Origin of the sequence: Cellulosimicrobium funkei (assembly GCF_900155925.1) — a bacterium.
In the GTDB taxonomy this organism is placed as follows: domain Bacteria; phylum Actinomycetota; class Actinomycetes; order Actinomycetales; family Cellulomonadaceae; genus Cellulosimicrobium; species Cellulosimicrobium funkei.
The window spans coordinates 769,268-790,229 of record NZ_FTMI01000001.1; the positions used below are offsets into that span (position 1 = coordinate 769,268).

Here is a 20,962-nt window from a genome sequence, read left to right on the forward strand (position 1 = left end):
CCGTCAGCCGACGGCGGCGCTCACCCCGAGGTGCACGACGACGCCCAGCACGAGCGCCCAGGCGGCGACCGCCACGACTCCCCACGCGAAGACGCGGGCACGCGGAGCCCCGAACCCGACCATCGCCGCGGCGGTGACGTGGCTCGGCAGGAGCAGCGGCCCGAGGAGGCTGACGCCGGGCACGCCGTAGCGGTCGAACACCTGCCGCATCCGCTGGCGCTTGGGCGTGGTCTCGACGGTCCGTCCGCGCGTGATCCCGCTGCGCGCGGCACCGATGACCCAGACGACCAGGGCGAGCGCGATCGCGTTGCCGACGATCGCGACCGGGATGGCGACGAACGGGTTGACGCCCGCCACGACCCCGAGGACCGCCGCGCCCTCGGCCTCGACGTAGGGGATCGCGCCGGCGAGCAGGACCCCGACCCAGCGCAGGAAGGGCGGCAGGCCCTGCGTGAGGTCCTGGAGCCCGGTGACGATGTCGGTCATGGTGCGCCTCTCGTTGGTGGTGCCTCCAGCCTCGCGCCGGTACGGCGCCTGCGGCAGTGCGGCCCGTCACCGGACGGGGTGGAGTCCTCACCCGACGGGCATGACACGTGTCACGGCCCAGGAGGCGTTCGGCGAGCCTCCCCGCGGATACCTCACGGGGGTATTATGGGGCGTACCCTGACGGGGTATCACCGCCGCACCACCCGCGCGGCGGGCGCGCTATCGCGTCCTGGACGAGGAGGAGAGCATGACCGACACGACCGAGGCGACGGCCGTCGAGCAGGAGCAGGCGGTCCACACCGGTCCGCACGGCTACGCGTCCGACAAGGAGGCGTACCTCAAGCGCATGCGCCGCATCGAGGGCCAGGTGCGCGGCATCGCCCGCATGATCGACGAGGACGTCTACTGCATCGACATCCTCACGCAGGTCTCCGCCGTCACCAAGGCGCTCCAGGCCGTGAGCATCGGCCTCGTCGAGGACCACCTGGGCCACTGCGTCGTGGACGCGGCCCGCCAGTCGGAGGCGGAGGGCGCGGCCAAGGTCAAGGAGGCCGCCGACGCCATCGCCCGCCTCGTCCGCAGCTGACCACCCCACCACCCGAGGAGCACCATGAGCACCGTCACGACCCTGGGCGTCACCGGCATGACCTGCGGCAACTGCGTCGCCCACGTCACGAAGGACCTCGAGGCCGTCGCCGGCGTCGAGAACGTGAGCGTCGAGCTCCGCGTCGGCAGCACGTCCGAGGTCACGGTCTTCTCCGACGACCCGCTCGACGAGGCCGCGCTGCGCGAGGCCGTCGACGAGGCCGGGTACGAGGTCGCGTCGGTCGAGGTCCAGCAGGACGCGCTCGCCGCCCAGTACGCCGAGCAGGCGGCCGACAAGCAGGAGGCGCACGCCTGCGCGTGCGGCTGCGGCACCGAGCCGGCCGCGGACGCCGCCCCCGCGACGAAGACGTACGACCTCCAGGTCCCGCCCCGCGCCTGACCGTTCCCGGTCCGCACCTCCCCGGCGCCCGACGGCGGGACGCGCCTCGACCGCACGAGGCCGCGACCGTCGTCGGGCACCCCGGGTCCCGGTCGCCACCGCGACCCCCCCCCCCCCCCCCGCGCGCACGAGCAGCGCCGCGCACGCCGCGACGGCCACCACGCCGGACCACCGCGGCGACCTCGCCCCGCACCCCGTCGAGGAGCCCCACCGATGACCGCACAGCCCGCGCCCACGCCGACCGCCGCACCCGGCGGAGCCGCGGAGGCCCGGCCCGTCGCCGAGGTCGACCTCGCGATCGGCGGCATGACGTGCGCGTCGTGCGTCGCGCGCGTCGAGAAGCGCCTCAACCGCGTCGAGGGCGTCACCGCGACGGTCAACCTCCCGCTGGAGACCGCGCACGTCGTCCTCGCGGCGGACGTCACCGACGCCGACCTCGTCGAGGCCGTCGAGAAGGCCGGCTACACGGCCCGCGTCACGACCCGCCGCGCAGCCGCCACGGCCGACCGGGGCACTCCCCCGGCGGACCAGGGCGAGACGACCGCCGAGGAGGCGGCGCGGCCGGAGGCCCCGGAGCCGGGCCCGCGCACCCCCGCCGACCCCGCCACCGAGCCGGCCCCCGCCATCGAGCCCGACCGCGCCGTCGGGCCTGACCGCGCCACCGCCGCACCCGACGACGGCGCCGCCCCGACCGACCGCGGCGCCGTGCTGGCGCAGCGCCTGCGCGTCGCGGCGGTGCTCACCGTGCCGGTCGTCGCGCTGTCGATGGTCCCGGCGCTGCAGTTCACCGGCTGGCAGTGGGTCGTCGCGGCGCTCTCGCTGCCCGTCGTCACGTGGGCCGCGTGGCCGTTCCACGCGGCGGCGTTCCGCGCGGCCCGGCACGGCGCGTCGACGATGGACACGCTCGTGTCGCTCGGCGTGGTCGCCGCGACGCTCTGGTCGCTGTGGGCGCTGCTGCTGGGCGGCGCAGGCGCGCTCGGGATGCGCATGGAGCCGACGCTCGTCCCGTCGCGCGGCCACGCGGGCGCCGCGCCCGAGCTCTACTTCGAGGTCGCGGCCGTCGTCACGACGTTCCTGCTCGCGGGCCGGTACGCCGAGCACCGCTCGAAGCGGCGCGCGGGCGACGCGCTGCGGTCGCTGCTCGCGCTGGGCGCGAAGGACGCGGAGCGCGTGCTGCTCGCCCCCGACGGCACCCCGCGCACCGGGCCCGACGGCGCGCGCGTCACCGAGCGCGTGCCCGTCGCCGACCTCGCGGTGGGCGACGTGTTCCTCGTGCGGCCGGGCGACAAGGTCGCGACGGACGGCGTCGTGCTCGAGGGGTCGAGCGCCGTCGACACGTCGCTGCTCACGGGCGAGCCGGTGCCGGTCGACGTCGGACCCGGCGACGCCGTGACCGGCGCGACGGTGAACGCGGCGGGCGCTCTCCTGGTGCGCGCGACGCGCGTGGGCGAGGAGACGACGCTCGCGCAGATCGGCCGCCTCGTCACGCAGGCCCAGACGGGCAAGGCGCCGGTGCAGCGGCTCGCGGACCGTATCTCCGCGGTGTTCGTGCCGGTCGTGCTCGTGCTCGCGGTGGGGACCCTGGCCGCGTGGCTCCTCGCGGGCGCCGGGACGCAGCTCGCGTTCACCGCCGCGGTCGCGGTCCTCATCATCGCGTGCCCGTGCGCGCTGGGGCTCGCGACGCCGACGGCCCTGCTCGTCGGCACGGGCCGGGGCGCGCAGCTCGGCGTCCTCATCAAGGGCCCGGATATCCTCGAGTCGACGCGCCGCGTCGACACGGTGGTGCTCGACAAGACGGGCACGGTCACCCAGGGCGCGATGGCGCTCGAGGCGGTCGTCACGCCGTCGGGCCGCGCGCCGCTCGACAGGCTCGTGGCCGACGACCCCGCGGCTGCGGACGCGCGCGACGCCCTGCGCCACGCGGGCGCGGTCGAGGCCCTCAGCGAGCACCCGATCGCCAGCGCGATCACCGCGGCCGCGCGCGACCTGCCCGCGGGCGCCCCGGCGTCGGACGACGGCCCCCGGGTCGGGGCCGACGGCGTCGCGGTGGGATCGCTGCAGGCGTTCGACTTCCGCAGCGCCCCGGGCGGCGGGGTCGAGGCCGTCGTCCGGACCGCGCACTCGGGCCTCTCGCGGGGCGCCGGGGCCGCGGGGCTCACCGCGCGCCGGGTGCTCGTCGGGCAGCCCGCGTGGCTCGCGCGCGAGGGCGTGACCCCGGAGCCGGTCCTCGACGACGCGTTCGCGGCGGCCGAGGCGTCGGGGGCGAGCGCCGTCGTCGTCGCGTGGGACGGCCGGGCGCGCGCGGTGCTCGTGCTGCGCGACCCGGTGAAGCCCACGTCGGCCGAGGCCGTGCGCGAGCTCCGGGAGCTCGGCCTGCGGCCGTACCTGCTCACGGGCGACGGCGAGGGCGCGGCCCTCGAGGCGGCGCGCGCCGTCGGCATCGCGGAGACGGACGTCGTCGCGCGCGTCCTCCCCGACGAGAAGGTCGACGTCGTGGCCCGGCTCCAGCGCGAGGGCCGCGTCGTCGCGATGGTCGGGGACGGCGTGAACGACGCCGCCGCGCTCGCGACGGCTGACCTCGGGCTCGCGATGGGGACCGGCACGGACGTCGCGATCGAGGCGAGCGACCTCACGCTCGTCCGCGGCGACCTGCGCAGCGCGGCGACCGCGATCCGGCTGTCGCGCCGCACGCTGCGCGTCATCCAGCAGAACCTCTTCTGGGCCTTCGCCTACAACGTGGCGGCGATCCCGCTCGCCGCGGCCGGCCTGCTCAACCCGATGATCGCGGGCGCGGCGATGGCCGCGAGCTCGGTGCTCGTCGTCGGCAACTCCCTCCGCCTCCGCCGCGCTGCCTGACACTCGTCGACGGGATCGCCCGGCGAGCACGGGATCCGCGACCGGAATCGCTCAGATCTGGTCGCCAATCCCGTGCTCGGCGGGAGGGGTGGGGGACGGAGTCCCAGGGTCAGCGGAAGCGGCGGCCCTCGTCGCGGCGGTAGGCGCCGACCGCGAGGACGGCGAACAGCACCGTCCAGCCGAGGAGCACGAACCACGCCGCGCCGTACGCCGGCTCGCCCGTGAGGGCCTGGACGAGCAGGTCGCGGCCCGCGCGGGTCGGGGTGGCCTTCGAGATCGCGTCGAGCCAGTCGGGGAAGAGGAACGGCGGCAGGAACAGGCCGCCCGCGAACGCGAGCGGGAAGAGGATCACCTGGACCACCGGGAGCGCCGCCTTCGCCGACAGCGAGTAGCCGATCGCCATGCCGAGCAGCACGAACGGCACGGACACGAGCAGCACCGTCCCGACGCCCGCGAGGAGCTGGGTCGCGGTGACGCTCGCGTCGGTGAACAGCCAGCCGATGAGGATGAGCGGCACGAGGCCGAACAGCGAGAAGATCCCGCCGTTGAGCACCCGCGCCGCCATGCGCGGCGCGGGCCCCGCGGGCAGCGTGCGGACGAACGGGTCGAACGGCAGCTGCCGGTCCTCCGCGACGCCGAGACCGTACGTGAACAGGCTCGCCGAGCAGATCGCGAACAGACCGAGCGACGCGACGGCCATGGTCGCCGCCACCGGGTCCTGGGCCACGGCCTTCTGCGGCACGACGAAGAAGAACATCGCGAGCGCCGGGAACAGCAAGTTGCCGAGCACCGCGACGGGGACGCGCACGGTCTCGAGGAACTGGTACTTGAGGTGCAGCCACGTGAGGCGCAGCGGCCCGGGCAGCGTCGCCGTCCGCGGGGTGGTGGTCGTGGTGGTCATCGGGCCCGTGCCTCCGTCGTCGGGGCCGCGCCGCGCGCGACCATCTGCTCGAACGCCTCCTCGAGGCTCGCCCCCCGGATCTCGAGGTCGTGGAAGTCGACGCCCGAGGTGACGAGCTCGCGCACGAGCGCGTCGGCGTCGGGCGTGTACAGCTCCTGGCGGCCGTCGCCGAGGCGATCGGCCCGCACGACGCCCGGACGGTCGCGCAGGTCGACGGCAGACCCGACGACGACGCGCCGCAGGGACACGCGCCGCAGGATCGCGTCGAGCGAGTCGTCGGCCTTCACGACGCCCTGGTCGATGACGACGACGCGCTGCGCGAGCGCCTGCACCTCCTCGAGGTAGTGGCTCGTGAGCAGCACCGTCCCGCCGCCCGCGTGGTACGCGCGGATCGCGTCCCACAGCGCCTGCCGCGCGCCGACGTCGAGGCCCGTCGTCGGCTCGTCGAGCAGCACGACGCGCGGGCGGCCCACGAGCGAGAGCGCGACGGCGAGGCGGCGCTTCTGCCCGCCGGACATCGCGCCCGTCTGGCGGCCCGCGAGCTCGGTGAGGCCGAACTGCTCGAGCAGCTCCGCCGTCGGGACCGGGTCGGGGTAGTGGCCGCCGACGAAGTCCACGACCTCCCGCACCTTGAGCGTCGCGGGCAGGCCCGTCTCCTGCGGCGTGAGGCCGAGGCCGACGCGGCTGCGCGCGTCGCGCGGGTCGCCCCCGAGGAGCCGCACCGTCCCGGAGTCGGGTCGCCGCTGCCCGCTGACCAGGGACAGCAGCGTCGACTTCCCGGCGCCGTTCGGGCCGAGCAGCCCGACAAGCTCACCGCCCCCGACGGTGAGGGAGACGTCGTCGAGCGCGACGACCGCGCCGAAGCGACGCGTCACGCGGTCGACGGCGACCACGGGCGGGGTGCGGTCTGTGCCCGACGGCGCGGGCTCGGCTCGGGCGGTCCGGACCGGGCCGGTGCGCGGGGCGCGCTCGGTGCGCTCGTCGCTCATGGTCGGGCTCCCTTCAGGAGGGCGTCGAGGGCGGTCGTGTAGTCCTCGAAGGCGACGCGACCGCGGGCGGTGAGGGACAGGTAGGTGGCGGGCGTGCGGCCCTCGTGCGTCTTGGTGACGGTCACGTAGCCGGCGTCCTCGAGCTTGCGCAGGTGCGTCGAGAGGTTGCCGGCGGTCATGTCGAGGAGCTTCTGGAGCTTGGGGAACGACAGCTCGTCGCCCGTCGGGAGGGTGGCGAGCGTCGCGACCACGCGCAGCCGCGCGGGCGCGTGGATGACGGGGTCGAGCTCGGTCTCAGGCATCGGCCGCACCCTCCGCCGGCCGGGCGGGCACGGGGCGGGACGCGCGACGCCGTCGTCGGACGCGCACGACCTGCTCGATCGCGGCCATGACGAGGAAGCCGCCGCCGCCCGCGAGCGCCATGACGAGGTAGGTGAGCGGCAGCCCGGCGAACGTCGCGACGGCCGCGGTGAGGAGGATCCACACCCCGAGGACGAACAGCCCACGGTCACCGAACGCGGCCGCGCCGCCGAGGTAGAGGAGACCCACGACGACGCACGCGAAGGCGTTGCTCGCGAGCGCCATGACCTCCTCCGACGCCCCGGCGCGGGCCAGCCCGCCGAGCACGAGGCCGAAGCACAGGAACCCGAGCATCCACGACCACCCGTACATCGCCCCGGTGCGGGCGCTCACGCCGCGCGTCCCGGCGGTGCGCGTGACGCTGTGGACGATCGTGAACGCGACGGCGGCCGCGATGAGGCTGAAGAAGACCCAGAAGGCCCACGGCTCGGGCTGGGCGCCCATGACCTGGCCGGCGCCGTTCGTGACGCGGACCGTCGCGGTCCCGTCCGCGACCCGGACCGCGCTCGTCCACAGGCACAGGTAGCCGACGAGCCACGCGACGCCCCACGCGAGGAACAGCAGCCGGGAGTCGGGCTCGGTCGCCTGGCGCGCGCGCTCCTGCTGCTCGCGGATGAGGCGGAGCGTCTCGGCGGCGCCGAGGGACGGCTCGTCGGGCTCGCCGACGGCTCCGTCGTGGACGGCGTCGCCGTGGTCGGTCGTCATGGTGGCCTCTCGGTGGTGCGGGTCGTTCCGGAAACTACTTTGCACTGCAAACCTGTTTGTAGATTCCCACACGCGAACGCCGTCGCGCAAGGCCCCGCGGGACGGATGGCGGCGCAGCGCAGAAATGTGATATCACTTTGCTATACACGACGCGGCCCCGCCGCAGGAGAGGACGACCACCGTGACCGAGAGCGCAGCACCCCCGCAGGAGTCCGTCGGCGGCGAACCGACCGGCCGCCCCGTCGGTCACGACGGCACGCGCGTCGACGTCACCGAGCGGCCCGCCTGGTCCCTCGGAGCGGGCGGCGCGGCCGCCGTCATCGCGCTGAGCATCGTCCTGCTCCTCGGCGGCACAGGGCTCGTCGTGGCCGCCGCGGCGGAGGCCGGCAACCCCGCCGTGCTCATCACGCTCGGCGTCCTGGCGTTCCTCGCGGGCGTGCTCGTCCCGACCGGCGTCGCCGTCATCAACCCCGGCGAGACGGTCGTCGTCCAGTTCTTCGGCCGCTACCTCGGCACCGTCCGCACCACGGGGCTCGTCGCGACGGTGCCGCTCAGCACCCGCCGCCGCGTGTCCGTGCGCGTCCGGAACTTCGAGACGAGCGAGCTCAAGGTCAACGACGCCGACGGCAACCCCATCAACATCGCCGCGATCGTCGTCTGGCAGGTCGCCGACACCGCCAAGGCGTCGTTCGCGGTCGAGGACTACGACGACTTCGTCGTGGTCCAGGCCGAGTCCGCGCTGCGCCACGTCGCCATGTCCCACCCGTACGACGACGCCGAGGCCGGCGAGGAGTCGTTGCGCGGCGCGACGGAGGTCGTCTCGGCCGAGATCGCGGCGGAGGTCGCGGAGCGCGTCGTCGTGGCGGGAGTCGAGGTCATCGAGGCCCGCATCTCCAACCTCGCCTATGCGCCCGAGATCGCGCAGGCGATGCTCCAGCGCCAGCAGGCCGGGGCGATCATCGCGGCACGCTCGCGCATCGTCGAGGGCGCGGTGTCCATGGTCGAGGACGCCCTGTCCCGCCTCGAGGCCGAGGACATCGTCACGCTCGACGACGAGCGCCGCGCGACGATGGTCTCCAACCTCCTCGTGGTGCTCTGCGGCGACAGCCGCGTGACGCCCGTCGTCAACACGGGGTCCCTGTACCAGTGACGCCCGTCGGGCCCACGCCGCCCGAGAAGCGCGACGCGCCCGGCGACGGCGACCAGCCGTCGTCGGGCCGCGGCGTGCCCGCGGGGGAGCCGGCCACGCCGGAGGGCGACGCACCCTCGCCGGGCGAGCAGGCGTCGTCGGGCACGGGCGCAGCCCCGGGCGCGGGCGCAGACACGGACACGGAGACGACCCCGGGCGCGGGCCGAGCGCAGCGGCCGCAGCGCAAGTCGGTCCTCCTGCGCCTCGACCCCGCCGTGCACGACGCCCTCGCCCGCTGGGCCGGCGACGACCTGCGCAGCGTCAACGCCCAGATCGAGATGCTCCTGCGCCGAGCGCTCGACGACGCCGGCCGCCTCCCCCGCGACGTCCGCCCGCCCCGCCGCCCGGGCCGCCCACCCCGCCCCTGACCCCCTCCCCACCCTCCACCCTCCACCCGCCGAGCACGGGGTACGCGACCGTTCTCGCCCCGATCCGGTCGCGGATCGCGTGCTCGCGGGGCGCTCCGCCCGTGGTCGGCGGACAGGTTTCGTCCAGGGGGCACCGAGGTGGGTTCCGGTGAGCGGTGCTATAACCGGACGGTGTCCGACCTGACCGCTCCCGGCTCCCCCGCCGCGCCCGTGCCGGGCCCGACGGCCGCCCCCGCCGCCGTCGTCCCCGGCACCGCCGACGGCGCTCCCGCGCGCCCGGACCGCGCCACGCGCCGTCGTATCGGCGCGGAGATCTGGATCGTGCTCGGGCTCAGCCTCGGCAAGTCGGCGGTCTACGCGATCATCACCATCGTCGCGCGGCTCACCGCCGGGACCCCGCTCGGCGAGCAGTCCGCGAGCCTCAACGTGAGCCGGTCGGCCCGCCCGTACCTCGACCTCACCTACCAGCTCGTCGGGATCTTCTTCGCCGTGCTGCCCGTCGCGCTCGCGCTCTACCTGCTCAGCACGCGCGGCCGCTCCGCCGTCCGCGCCATCGGGCTCGACGGCGCCCGGCCCCTGCGCGACGTCGGCTGGGGGTTCGCGCTCGCCGCGGCCATCGGCATTCCCGGCCTGGGGTTCTACGCGCTCGGCCGCGTCCTCGGCATCACGGTCGAGGTGCAGGCGTCGGCGCTCAACGCCGCGTGGTGGACGGTGCCCGTGCTGATCCTCGCCGCGCTGCAGAACGGCCTGCTCGAGGAGGTCATCGCGGTCGGCTACCTGTTCGAGCGCACGCGCGACCTCGGCTGGGGGCGCGTGAAGTTCGTGGTGTGGAGCTCGCTCCTGCGCGGGGCGTACCACCTGTACCAGGGCTTCGGACCGTTCCTCGGGAACGTCGTCATGGGCGTCGTGTTCTCGTGGTTCTACACGTCCCGCTGGGGCCGGCACCGCGTCATGCCGCTCGTGATCGCGCACACCCTGCTCGACGTCGTCGCGTTCGTCGGGTACGCGCTCCTGCCTCTGGAGTGGAAGCAGTCGCTCGGCCTCGCGTGACGGCCGCGCTCGCGTGCCGTGGGCGGTCAGGCGATCCCGAACGCGCCCGTCTCGAGGTCGACCAGGTGGGTCTCGCGGTTGCCGTAGTCGACCCCCCACGTGGGTGTGGACAGTTCGAGGTAGTGGGGCGTGAAGCCGCTCGGGAGCGAGTCGACCATCGCCTCCGACGACCCTCCGAGATGGTCGTCCGCCCAGGTCCGCTCCTCCTCCGGGAGCCCGGTCCAGTCCTCGTCCCACGGCGAGACCCAGCCGTCCTCCTCCTGGCCCGGGGCGAGGCCCGCGTTCGGGTCGTCGACCCGGGGGACCAGGTAGGCCCACCGCGTGACGGTCATGTCCTCCCCGCGACGCGTGCCGAGGGGCGGGTCCCACGCGTTCTGCCCGTCGTCCGTCGCGACGTGCTCGCCCGGCCGACGGGTGTCGGGCGGGGCGGCGGTGGGACCGGCCGAGAGCTCCCGCTCGGTCAGCCAGACCAGGGCGAAGCTCTGGCCGATGATGTCGCTGAGCACGAGCGCCTGCGGGTGCTCCCGGGCCGCCCGCAGGTCCACGACGAACGGGTCCTCCGGGTCGCTCGCGTCGTGCTCGGTGGCGAACTGGCCCTCGCCGAGGAAGTACGCGACGCCGGGGAACCCGGGGCCCCGACGCTGGTACTCGGCCGGCAGCCGCAGCGTGACGGCGTGCCGCATCGGCAGCCCGGTGCTCGGGCTCCGCGGCCACGTCCGTGGCTCGATCCCCGGGCCGCCGTCGCCGATCCACCCCCAGGCCACCTCGCCCCAGGGAGCGACGGGCGGCGGCAGCAGGTCCGCCGTCCCGACCGGCGACCCGTCCACCGCGTCCTGCGGGGTCAGGCCGAACAGGATGTCGTACGCAGTGGCCACCGGTGCTCCTGGTTCTCGACGGACGGGACTCACATGCTAGGGGCAGCCACCCCCGGGGCCGGCCCGGCCCGACGCGCGGAGCTCGGGCCGGGCCAGGATCGGGTCAGGCGCCGCGCAGCGCTCGGAGCTGCTCGCGGCGCTCCGCCTGGAGCACCGGGTCGGGCACGGGCAGGGACGCGAGGAGACGCTGCGTGTACTCCTCGCGCGGGCTGCCCAGCACCTCGGCGCCCGTGCCCTCCTCGACCAGCCGCCCGCGGTAGAGCACCGCGATGCGGTCGGACAGCAGGTCCACGACGGCGAGGTCGTGCGACACGAACAAGCTCGCGAAGCCCAGCTCGCGCTGGAGCTCGGCGAACAGCTCCAGCACGCGCGCCTGCACGGAGACGTCGAGCGCCGACGTCGGCTCGTCGGCCACGAGCAGCTCCGGGTCGAGCGCGAGGGCCCGGGCGAGCGACGCGCGCTGGCGCTGCCCGCCGGAGAGCTCGTGCGGGAACCGGTCGCCGTACGACCGCGGGAGCTGCACGGCCTCCAGGAGCTCGTCGACGCGCCCGCGCGCCGCCTGGGGCGACTCCGCGCGCCCGTGCACGACGAGCGGCTCCGCGACGCAGTCCGCGATCGTGAGCAGCGGGTTGAAGCTCGTCGCGGGGTCCTGGAACACGAACCCGATGCGCGGCCGCACGGGGCGCAGCTCGCGTTCCCTCACGCCGTTCATCTCGACGCCGAGCACGCGCAGCGACCCGCCCGTCACCCGGGTGAGGCCGGCGACGGCGCGCGCGAACGTCGTCTTGCCGGAGCCGGACTCGCCCACGAGGCCGAGCACCTCGCCGGGCCGGATGGTGAGCGAGACGTCGTCGACCGCGGTGAAGCCGGGACGGCGCAGGCGGCCCGGGTAGGTGACGGTCAGTCCCTGCGCCGCCACCACGGGCTCCGCGTCCGCCCACCCGGCGTCGCGGGCCGACGCGCGGGCCTCGGCCCGCGCGGTCCCCTCGCCGACGCGCGGCACCGAGTCGAGCAGCGCGCGCGTGTACGCGGCCTGCGGGGCGGCGAAGAGCTCGCGCGCGGGCGCCTGCTCGACGACCTTCCCCTGGTACATGACCGCGACCCGGTCGGCGAGGTCCGCGACGACGCCCATGTTGTGCGTGATGAGCACGATGGCCGTGCCGAACTCGTCGCGGCACCGGCGCAGGAGGTCGAGGATCTCGGCCTGGACGGTCACGTCGAGCGCGGTCGTGGGCTCGTCCGCGACGATGAGCCCCGGGTCGAGCACGAGGGCCATGGCGATGACGATGCGCTGCTTCTGCCCGCCGGAGAACTGGTGCGGGTAGTGGTCGACGCGCGTCTCCGGGTCGGGGATGCCGACGCGCCGCAGCACGTCGACCGCGCGCCGGCGCGCCTCGCGCCGCGACACCTTCGTGTGCGCGCGGATGCCCTCGACGATCTGCCAGCCCACCGTGTACACCGGGTTGAGCGCGGCGGACGGCTCCTGGAAGACCATCGCGACGTCGGTCCCGCGGACCTGACGCAGCCGCTCCCCGCCGAGCGTGACGACGTCGTGGTCGGCCGTCCCGGCCTTGTTCGTCAGCACGACGGCGCCGCGCGCCGTCGCGGTCGACGGCAGCAGGCCGAGGATCGTCTTCGCGGTCACCGTCTTGCCGGACCCGGACTCGCCGACGACGGCCAGCACCTCTCCGGGCGCGACCTCCAGGTCGACGCCGTCGACGGCGCGCACGGCCCCGGCGTCGGTCGCGAACGACACCGCGAGGTCGCGGATCGTCACGACGGGGCGTGCGGCGTCACCGCTCTCGCGGCGGGTCGTCTCGGTCACGGCGCTCATCGCCGGTCCTCCGTCTCGTCGTGGGGCGCGTCCGCCGGAGCAGGCGCAGGACCGGCCGCGGGGCCTGTCGCCGGACCTGTCGGAGGGTCGTCGTCCGGGGTGCTGCCGGCCCGCCCGTCGAGCCCGACGGCGTCGGGGTCGCGCTGCCCGGGGGTGGCCGCGAGCTCGTCGGAGCGCGAGCCCGCGCCCTCGATCGCGTCGAGGCCGCCGGGGCCGGCGGTGAGCGTCCCGCCCGGCACGACCGACGTCTCCGCGACGTCGCCCGACACCTCGGCGGACGCGCGGCGGGAGCGCAGCCGCGGGTCGGCGAGGTCGTTGAGGCTCTCGCCGACAAGCGTGATGCCGAGCACCACGAGCACGATCGCGAGCCCCGGGAAGAGCGCGGTCCACCAGATGCCGCTCGTCACGTCGGACACGGCCTTGTTGAGGTCGTAGCCCCACTCGGCGGCCGCCGTCGGCTCGATGCCGAACCCGAGGAACCCGAGCCCGGCGAGCGTGAGGATCGCCTCGGACGCGTTGAGCGTGACGATGAGCGGCAGCGTGCGGGTCGAGTTCCGCAGGACGTGGCGCACCATGATGCGCCGGTGCGGCGTGCCGAGCACGCGCGCCGAGTCGACGAACGCCTCGCCCTTGATCCGCACGACCTCCGCGCGCGTGACGCGGAAGTACTGCGGCACGAACACCACGGTGATCGAGAACGCCGCGGCGAGGATGCCGCCCCACATGCTCGACTGGCCGCCGGAGATGACGATCGCCATGAGGATCGCGAGGAGCAGGGACGGGAACGCGTAGATCGCGTCGCAGACCACGACGAGCAGACGGTCGGCCCAGCCGCCGAAGTACCCGGAGACGAGCCCGAGCAGCACCCCGACGACGATCGAGGCGAGGATCGCCACGACGATGACGAGGAGCGCCGTCTGCGCGCCCCAGATGACGCGCGACAGGACGTCGTAGCCGCCGACGGTCGTGCCGAGCAGGTGCTCGGCCGACGGCGGCTGCTGCGCGCCGAACGGCCCGTCCGCCGTGCGGAGCTGGCTGTACCCGTAGGGGGCGAGCACGGGCGCGAGGGCGGCGGTGAGCAGGAAGAGGCCCGTGATGACGAGGCCGGTGACGAGCATGCCGCGCTGCAGCCCGACGCTCTGCCGGAGCTGGTGGACGACGGGCAGGCGCTTCCACCACGCGACGCGCCCGCGCTCGGGGACGACGACGGGGACGGGGCCCCCGGTGCCCGGACCGGCCGGGACGACGGTCTCCGCGACCATGTCAGTACCTCACCCTCGGGTCGATGAGCGCCGCGATGATGTCGACGAGGAAGTTCGTGACCGCGACGATCACGGCCATGAGCACGACGATCCCCTGGACGGCGACGAAGTCGCGCGCCTGGAGGTACTCGGCGAGCTGGAAGCCGAGCCCCTTCCACTCGAACGTCGTCTCGGTGAGCACGGCGCCCGCGAGGAGCATCGCGACCTGGAGCCCGATGACGGTGATGATGGGGATGAGCGCGGGGCGCCACGCGTGCGCGCGCACGAGCCGGGACTCGCGCACGCCGCGCGACCGCGCCGCGACCACGTAGTCGGTCGAGAGCGTCCCGATGACGTTGGTGCGCACGAGCCGCAGGAACACGCCCGCGGTGAGCAGCCCGAGCGCGAGCGCCGGGAGCACGGCGTGCTGGAGCACGTCGCCGACGATCGCCGGGTCGCCCGTCCGGATCGCGTCGATCAGGTAGAAGCCGGAAGGGTCGTCGAGGAACTGCAGCTCGATCTCCGCGTCGGTGGACGCGCGCCCGGACACGGGCAGCCAGCCGAGCCACACCGAGAAGACGAGCTTGAGCATGAGGCCGGCAAAGAAGACGGGGGTCGCGTAGGCGAGGATCGCGGAGACGCGCAGGATCGCGTCGGGCACGCGGTCGCGCAGGTAGCCCGCGAGCATGCCCAGCGGGATGCCGACGACGAACGCGACGAGCAGGGCGTAGACCGCGAGCTCGAGCGTCGCGGTGCCGTACGTCGCGAGCACCTCGGTGACGGGGCGGTTGTCGCTGATCGTCGTGCCGAAGTCGCCGCGCACGATGCCGCCGAGGTACTCGAGGTACTGCACGACCACCGGGCGGTCGTACCCGGCCTCGTGGATGCGCTCGGCGAGCTGGTCCGGCGTGAGCCGTCCGCCGAGCGCGGCGGTGATCGGGTCGCCCGTGGCCCGCATGACCACGAAGACCGTGGTCACGAGGATGAAGACCGTCGGGATGATGAGCAGCGCGCGGACCAGGATGTAGCTCCCGAGCCCGCCGCCGCGACGGCGGGTCGTGCGCGGGGTGCGCACCCGCCCCGCGCGGCCGGGGCCGTGGGGCGCGTCCTCGCCGACGGGCACGTCGGTGGTGGTGGTCGTCATGTCGTCTCTTCCTCAGGTGCCCGGGCGTCGGCGTCGTCGCCGGTCCGGACGAGCGGTGCCCGGCCCTCCCCGCGGGTCGCGCGGGGAGGGCCGGGCGGCTGGGGCAGCTGCCGGTCAGCCCTTGGACAGCGCCGCGTAGCGGAACTTGAAGGACGGGTCCAGCGTGTCCTCGGCCCCCTCCACGTCCGTCCCGACGACCGCGACCTGCGCGCCCTGGAGGTACGGGAGCGTGGACAGGTCCGCCGCGACCTTGCTCTGGATCTCCTCGATGAGCGCGGTGCGCTCGTCGGCGTCGGGCGTCGCCGCCTGCTGGAGGATGAGGTCGTTGACCTCCTGGTTGGCGTAGTGGTTCACGAGGAAGTTCTCCGTGAGGAAGAACGGCGTGAGGTAGTTGTCCGCGTCGGAGTAGTCCGGGAACCAGCCGAGCTGGTAGGCCGGGTAGACGTCGGACGTGCGCTCCTTGGCGTACGTGACCCACTCGGTGGTCTGCAGGTTGACCGTGAAGAGGCCGTCCTTCTCGAGCTGGTCCTTGATGAGCGCGTACTCGTCGGCCGACGACGGGCCGTAGTGGTCGTTCGAGTACTGCAGGTTGAGCGTCACGGGCGTCTCGACGCCCGCGTCGGCCAGGAGCTGCTGCGCCTTCGCGGCGTCGGGCTTGCCCGCGCCGTCGCCGTACATCTCCTTGAGCGGCTCGGCGGCGCCGGTCAGGCCCGCGGGCACGTAGGAGTACAGCGGGGTGTAGGTGCCCTTGTAGACCTGGTCCGAGAGCTCGTCGCGGTCGATGAGCGACGCGGCGGCCTGGCGCACGGCCAGCGCCTTGGCCGGGTCGGCCTCCGGCGTCTTCGCGCCGAACGGCTGGGTGTCGAAGTTGAACGTGATGTAGCGGATCTCGCCGCCGGGGCCGTCCACGACCTTGACGTCGTCGTTGCCGCGCAGGTCCTCGATGTCCGTCGCGGACAGGCTGCGCCACGCGACGTCGATCTTGCCCTGCTGGATCTCGAGCTTCATGTTCGACGCCTCGGCGAAGTACTTCACCGCGACCTTGTCGGTCTTCGCCGGGCCGAGGAGTCCCTCGTAGCCGTCGTACGCCTCGTAGGAGACGAGCTCGTTGAACTTGTAGCCCGTGATCGTGTACTGGCCGGCGAACGCCTTGCCGTCGACGATGTCCTGGTCCGAGGTGAGCGCGTCGGCCGCGAAGACGTCCTCGTCGACGATCGGGCCCGCCGGGCTGGACAGGATCTGCGGGAAGAGCTGGTCGTTCTCGCTCTTCAGGTGGAAGACGACGGTCGTGTCGTCGGGCGTCTCGACGCTGTCGAGGTTGTAGAGCAGCGACGCCGGCCCGTTCTCGTCGTTGATCGCGACCTGGCGGTCGAACGAGAACTTCACGTCGGACGACGTGAGGTCGTTGCCGTTGGCCCACTTCAGGCCCGGCTTGAGCTTGACCGTGTACTCGGTCGGCGAGGTGAACTCGGCCGACTCCGCGATGTCGGGCTCGACGTCGGGGCTGCCGTACGGGGTGTTCATGAGGAACGGGAAGACCTGGTTCATCACGGCGAACGAGCCGTTGTCGTACGAGCCGGCCGGGTCGAGCACCGTGACCTTGTCGGTGGTGCCGATGACGAGCGAGCCGCTCGCCGAACCGCCGCCGTCACCGTCGCCCTCGCCGTCGCTCGAGCCCCCGCCGCACGCGGTCAGGGTCAGCGTCACCGCCGTGATGCCGGCGGCCGCGGCGAGGAGCCGCTTCCTGGACACCGCTGTCATGTGTCTACCTCTTTCTCGGGTTTCTCGGGGTGCGAGACACCGGTGGCGCGACCTTGCACGCACCAGGACCCCGACCTGTCGGCGGAGTGCCGTGATTTCTAGCACAGTGCCGTGTCGCACAGGTGTCAGGATCGACAGAAACCCGGACAGAACGCCAGCGTTGTTACCCGGTCGTAACCCTGCGCCCCGGGCAACGGTCGTGACGTGAGACACACTCACAGCGGTCGCGTCGTGGGTGTAAAGTCCCGCCCCTTTCGGGGCGCCCGGCCCTGGCGGACGACGGCCGACCGGGCATCAGGAGCCCGCGCGGTCCTCCGGTCCTGCCGCCCCGGGACCACCCGCCGCCGGGTCGCCCGGGCCAGGCTCGCCCGGGGCGGGCTCCACCGGGGCGGGCTCGGCCGGAGCGAGGTCGCTCGTCGGGGACGCGTCGGGCGCAGGAGCCACCGGGGTCCCGGCGGGCGCCCCGCTCACGGCCGACGGCGGAGCCACGCCCGGGTGCACCGCGGCGGCGCCCAGCACCGACCCGCCCGTCACGACGACACCGGCCGCGACCGCCTGCGCGCGCAGGTCGGCGAGCTCGCGTGCGACCGCCCGGACCGCGAAGCCGGACACCACGTGGATCGCCCCCGACACGAAGGCGTACAGGGCGAACACCACGGTCACGAGGCGCAGCACGTCGAACGCGTCGAGCGGGCGCGTGACGAGGAGGATCCCGAAGAGCACCGACACGATCCCCACGGCGAGCATCCACGCCCAGCCGAGGTCGCGGTTGCGCACGAGCGCCGCCGCCCCCGCGATCGTCGTGATGCCGAGGACGAGCACCCAGACGGCGAGGACGTAGTACAGCGCCGTCGCGCCGAGGTCCGGCCACAGCGCCACCACGACGCCGAACACGACGTTGACCCCGGCCTGCGCGAGCCACCACGCCGACCCGACCTGCTTGCGGTGCACGAACCCCTGGACGGCGACCAGCACGCCGTCGGCCACGAGGAACGCCCCCAGCACGACCCGCAGGGTCCCCAGCTGCTCGAGCGGCTCGATCATGAGGAGCAGTCCCAGGACGACGAGGAGCGTGCCCCGGACGACGGGGAGCCACCACACCCGTCGGAAGGGGTTGCGCTCCTGCCCGCTCTCGTCCGGCGTCGCGGGTGCGGCGCCTCCGGCCTCGTCGCGCTGCGTCGTCGTGCCACGTGCCATGCCGACCTCCCCAGGGGTGCTCGCACCCCCATGCTAGGGAGGCCTTCCTCACACCCGCCCGTCGAACAACCCCCCACGTGCATCGGACAACCGGTCGAACCGGGCGAATCGCCCGGAGGAATCGGCCAAATACCGCGCCTGCCGGGACCCCCGGACCTAGACTCGCAGGCATGTCCTCCCCCGCGCCCGAGCCGACGACGGGCGACACGCCCCACGTGGGCGCGGTCGTCGAGGTCGGGTCGCTCACCGCGTCGGGCCGGCGTGACGCCCGTCCCCAGACCGGCGCGCTCGAGGCGCTGCTCGCCCCGCGCGACGGCGACGACGAGGGCACGGTCCGCGTCGTCGACACCGCCGAGCAGCGGGTCCGGCACCCGATCGACCTCGTCAACCTCGTGCTGTGCGCGATCGGCGTCGCCGTGGTGCTCCTCATGTCCGTGTACGCGCACGGCACGACGGCCGGCGTGGCCGAGGACGTCCGCAACTTCTCCGACCTGCTCGCGCGGATCCTGTTCGTGCCGGTCGCGGTGCTCGAGGGCCTCATCACCCTGTTCGTCCCGATCGCGGTCCTCACCGAGCTCGGCGTGCGCCGGCTCGGTCGCCAGGTCGTCGAGTCGATCGTCGCCGCGGGTCTCGGCCTGCTGCTCGGGGTGCTCGTCGTGCTGGCCCTGGGCGCCTGGGGCTCCGACGAGCTGGTGCGCGGCCTCTCCGTCTACTCCCAGGGCGCGTGGCGCCTGACCGTCCCGGGCTACGTCGCGGCGATCGGCGGGCTGCTCACCGCCGCAGGGACCCGCACCCGGCGGCGCACCGTCAAGTGGTCGTGGAACCTGCTGTTCGTCGGCATCGGCGTCGTGCTCATCACCGGCCAGGTCTCGCTGCCGGGCATCCTCATCACGCTGCTGCTCGGACGGCTCGCCGGGCTGGCCGTGCGTTATGTCTCCGGCGTGCGCAGCGAGCGCGCGTACGGGCCCGACCTCGTGGCCGGGGTCCGGCGCGCGGGGTTCTCTCCCGTGGCGCTCGTCCGCGTGCGCGACGTCACCGACGACGACGAGCTCGCCGAGGCGGCGGACGACCCCATCACGGAGGTCGACGCCGAGGGCCGCATCACGGCCGAGGTGCACGTCGGTGTGCTGCGCGCGCCCGGCGCGGACGACGACGGCGGGACCGTGCTCACCGCCGACGCCGCCCTCGCGGCGCACCACCTCGGGGCCGCGCACCCCGACGAGGGCGCCGCACCGCAGGGCACGGACGCCGCCCCCGAGCCCCAGGACGCCCCGTCCGACCCGGCCGCGATCGCGCTGACGCGCGCGGGCGACAACCGCGTCTACGCGATGCTCGCGGAGGACGACGTGCGCCGCGACGTCGTCGTGCTCGACGGCGACCGCCAGGTCGTCGGCTTCCTCACCCGCTTCTGGCGGTCGCTGCGCCTGCGCGGCAGCGAGGGCCGCGCCGCGATCTCGCTGCGCGCCGCCGCGGAGCGCACGGCCCTCCTGTCCTACGCGGCCCGGGCGGCCGGCGTCCGCACGCCGCGGCTCCTGGGCGTCGCCGAGTCCGCCGACTCGATGGTGCTGGTCCAGGAGCACGCGACGGCCGCCGTGTCGCTGCGCGACCTCCCCGTCGAGGACCTCACCGGCTCGGTGCTCAACGAGGCGTGGCGCCAGCTCCGCCTCGCCCACTCCGCGGGGATCGCCCACCGCGCCCTGACCTCCGACGTCGTGCTCGTCTCGCACGAGCCGGCGACGGGCGCCCCCGAGGTGTGGCTCACCGGGTGGGAGCAGGGCGACATCGCGTCGTCCGAGCTCGCGCGCCGCATGGACCTCGCCCAGATGGTCGCGCTGCTGGCGCTGCGCGTCGGGGCGCAGCGCGCGGTCGAGTCCGCCGTGAGCGTGCTGCCCGACGACGACATCGCCGCCATCGGTCCGCTGCTCCAGTCCGTCGCCCTGCCGCCGAGCACGCGCGAGGAGATCCGGCAGGACAAGGAGCTGCTCAAGGAGCTGCGCGCGGCGCTCGTGGAGCGGCTGCCGGAAGCCGACGTCGAGCCGCAGCGCATCACCCGCTTCGGCGGCCGCACCATCCTCACGCTCGTCCTCGTCATCGCGGCCGTCACGGCGCTGGTGACGTCCTTCAACTTCGACCAGATCGCCACAGCCGTCACGGAGGCAAACCCCTGGTTCGCCGTCCTGTCCTTCGCGCTCGGCATCCTCACGTGGGTCGGCGCGGCCCTCACCCTCGCCGCGTTCTCCCCGAAGCGACTGTCGATGTGGCGCGTCACGCTCACGCAGGCCGCCGGGTCGTACATCGCGCTCGCCGCGCCCGCCGGTATCGGCCCGGCGGCGCTCAACCTGCGGCTGCTCACGAAGCGCGGCATCTCGACGCCCATGGCGGTCGCCACCGTCGCGCTCGTCCAGGTGTCGCAGTTCGTCGTGACGATCCTCATCCTCGTGGTCCTGTCCGTCTTCACCGGCGAGGGCGGCCTCGTCCAGCTCCCCTCGACGACGGTGCTGCTCGCCATCGGCGGCGTCGCGCTCGCCGTGCTCGCGACGCTGCTCGTGCCGGCGGTGCGGACCTGGGCGCTCGCCAAGATCCGGCCGACGGTCCAGCAGGTCTGGCCGCGGCTCTCGGAGATGCTGGGCCAGCCCGGCCGCCTCGCGCTCGGGTTCGCGGGCAACATCGTCATGACGCTCGGCTACGTGCTCGCCTTCGACGCCGCGCTCGCGGCGTTCGGGCAGGAGCTCGACCTCGTCGACGTCGCGGTCATCTACCTGGTGGGCAACGCGGCCGGCGCGGCCGTCCCGACGCCGGGCGGCCTCGGCGCGATCGAGCTCGCCCTCATCGCCGGCCTCACCGCAGCCCAGGTGCCGCCCGCCATCGCGACGTCGGTCGCGATGCTGTTCCGCGTCGCGACGTACTGGGCGCGCATCCCCATCGGCTGGTTCGCCATGCGCTTCCTGCAGAAGAAGGGCGACCTCTAGCCCGCACGACCGGCCCCGTCGCGGTCCGCGCACCGCGTGGGCGGACGCCGCA

General features: G+C 74.3%; 17 protein-coding genes and 1 pseudogene. 7 read left to right on the plus strand and 11 right to left on the minus strand.

Annotation, left to right across the window (positions count from 1 at the left end):
- Positions 1-3 precede the first annotated feature (3 nt).
- Complete coding sequence (locus BXA05_RS03355; protein WP_076403897.1) at positions 4-486, minus strand: hypothetical protein; 483 nt, start codon at positions 484-486, stop codon at positions 4-6.
- 247 nt (positions 487-733) lie between these two features.
- Here BXA05_RS03355 and BXA05_RS03360 point away from each other — a divergent pair, with 247 nt between their 5' ends.
- The 3 genes from BXA05_RS03360 (at position 734) to BXA05_RS03370 (ending at position 4,327) form a co-directional block, all read left to right on the plus strand.
- On the plus strand, positions 734-1,072 hold the full coding sequence (locus tag BXA05_RS03360; RefSeq protein WP_021483344.1) for a metal-sensitive transcriptional regulator: 339 nt from the start codon (positions 734-736) through the stop codon (positions 1,070-1,072).
- 24 nt (positions 1,073-1,096) lie between these two features.
- Positions 1,097-1,471 carry a heavy-metal-associated domain-containing protein gene (locus tag BXA05_RS03365; protein WP_076403899.1) on the plus strand — a complete coding sequence of 125 codons (375 nt, stop codon included), beginning with the start codon at positions 1,097-1,099 and terminating at the stop codon, positions 1,469-1,471.
- Between the two features lie 213 nt (positions 1,472-1,684).
- Entirely contained in the window at positions 1,685-4,327 is a 2,643-nt protein-coding gene (locus tag BXA05_RS03370) for a heavy metal translocating P-type ATPase (RefSeq protein WP_076403901.1), read from the plus strand.
- A 109-nt stretch (positions 4,328-4,436) separates the two neighbouring features.
- On the opposite strand, the gene BXA05_RS03375 is transcribed toward BXA05_RS03370, so the two are convergent.
- The 4 genes from BXA05_RS03375 to BXA05_RS03390 are packed head-to-tail and all read right to left on the minus strand — an operon-like array spanning position 4,437 to position 7,282.
- Positions 4,437-5,228 (minus strand): ABC transporter permease, encoded by a 792-nt coding sequence (locus BXA05_RS03375; RefSeq protein WP_061267065.1) that lies wholly within the window; start codon positions 5,226-5,228, stop codon positions 4,437-4,439.
- Entirely contained in the window at positions 5,225-6,217 is a 993-nt protein-coding gene (locus BXA05_RS03380) for an ABC transporter ATP-binding protein (RefSeq protein WP_083711332.1), read from the minus strand. The genes BXA05_RS03375 and BXA05_RS03380 overlap by 4 nt, the downstream gene beginning before the upstream one ends.
- Entirely contained in the window at positions 6,214-6,519 is a 306-nt protein-coding gene (locus BXA05_RS03385; RefSeq protein WP_021482836.1) for a transcriptional regulator, read from the minus strand. Before BXA05_RS03385 ends, BXA05_RS03380 begins: the two co-directional genes overlap by 4 nt.
- Positions 6,512-7,282, minus strand: coding sequence for a hypothetical protein (locus tag BXA05_RS03390; protein WP_076403903.1), 771 nt, complete (start codon positions 7,280-7,282; stop codon positions 6,512-6,514). The genes BXA05_RS03385 and BXA05_RS03390 overlap by 8 nt, the downstream gene beginning before the upstream one ends.
- Positions 7,283-7,463: 181 nt before the next feature.
- Here BXA05_RS03390 and BXA05_RS03395 point away from each other — a divergent pair, with 181 nt between their 5' ends.
- The 3 genes from BXA05_RS03395 (at position 7,464) to BXA05_RS03405 (ending at position 9,889) form a co-directional block, all read left to right on the plus strand.
- The gene (locus tag BXA05_RS03395) at positions 7,464-8,432 is read left to right on the plus strand and encodes an SPFH domain-containing protein (RefSeq protein WP_021482834.1); all 969 of its coding nucleotides are present in this window, start codon (positions 7,464-7,466) and stop codon (positions 8,430-8,432) included.
- Entirely contained in the window at positions 8,429-8,839 is a 411-nt protein-coding gene (locus BXA05_RS19540) for a type II toxin-antitoxin system antitoxin (protein WP_143311020.1), read from the plus strand. Before BXA05_RS03395 ends, BXA05_RS19540 begins: the two co-directional genes overlap by 4 nt.
- 180 nt (positions 8,840-9,019) lie before the next feature.
- Positions 9,020-9,889 (plus strand): CPBP family intramembrane glutamic endopeptidase, encoded by an 870-nt coding sequence (locus BXA05_RS03405; protein ID WP_425291911.1) that lies wholly within the window; start codon positions 9,020-9,022, stop codon positions 9,887-9,889.
- Positions 9,890-9,915: 26 nt separating this feature from the next.
- Here BXA05_RS03405 and BXA05_RS03410 read toward each other — a convergent pair whose 3' ends face one another.
- The 6 genes and pseudogenes from BXA05_RS03410 to BXA05_RS03435 form a co-directional block, all read right to left on the minus strand.
- Complete coding sequence (locus BXA05_RS03410; RefSeq protein ID WP_076403905.1) at positions 9,916-10,764, minus strand: hypothetical protein; 849 nt, start codon at positions 10,762-10,764, stop codon at positions 9,916-9,918.
- 103 nt (positions 10,765-10,867) lie between these two features.
- Positions 10,868-12,598: a dipeptide ABC transporter ATP-binding protein gene (locus BXA05_RS03415; RefSeq protein WP_076403907.1), complete on the minus strand. Its 1,731-nt coding sequence runs from the start codon at positions 12,596-12,598 to the stop codon at positions 10,868-10,870.
- A gap of 262 nt (positions 12,599-12,860) precedes the next feature.
- Positions 12,861-13,716, minus strand: a pseudogene (locus BXA05_RS03420) (ABC transporter permease); the annotation flags it as partial.
- 145 nt (positions 13,717-13,861) lie between these two features.
- Positions 13,862-14,983, minus strand: coding sequence for an ABC transporter permease (locus BXA05_RS03425; RefSeq protein ID WP_083711336.1), 1,122 nt, complete (start codon positions 14,981-14,983; stop codon positions 13,862-13,864).
- Positions 14,984-15,097: 114 nt separating this feature from the next.
- Positions 15,098-16,744: an ABC transporter substrate-binding protein gene (locus BXA05_RS03430; protein WP_076403909.1), complete on the minus strand. Its 1,647-nt coding sequence runs from the start codon at positions 16,742-16,744 to the stop codon at positions 15,098-15,100.
- 294 nt (positions 16,745-17,038) lie between these two features.
- Positions 17,039-17,941, minus strand: coding sequence for an HdeD family acid-resistance protein (locus BXA05_RS03435; RefSeq protein ID WP_076403911.1), 903 nt, complete (start codon positions 17,939-17,941; stop codon positions 17,039-17,041).
- A gap of 170 nt (positions 17,942-18,111) precedes the next feature.
- Here BXA05_RS03435 and BXA05_RS03440 point away from each other — a divergent pair, with 170 nt between their 5' ends.
- Positions 18,112-20,910, plus strand: a complete 2,799-nt coding sequence (locus BXA05_RS03440; protein ID WP_083711338.1) for a flippase-like domain-containing protein — start codon at positions 18,112-18,114, stop codon at positions 20,908-20,910.
- Positions 20,911-20,962: the final 52 nt, after the last annotated feature.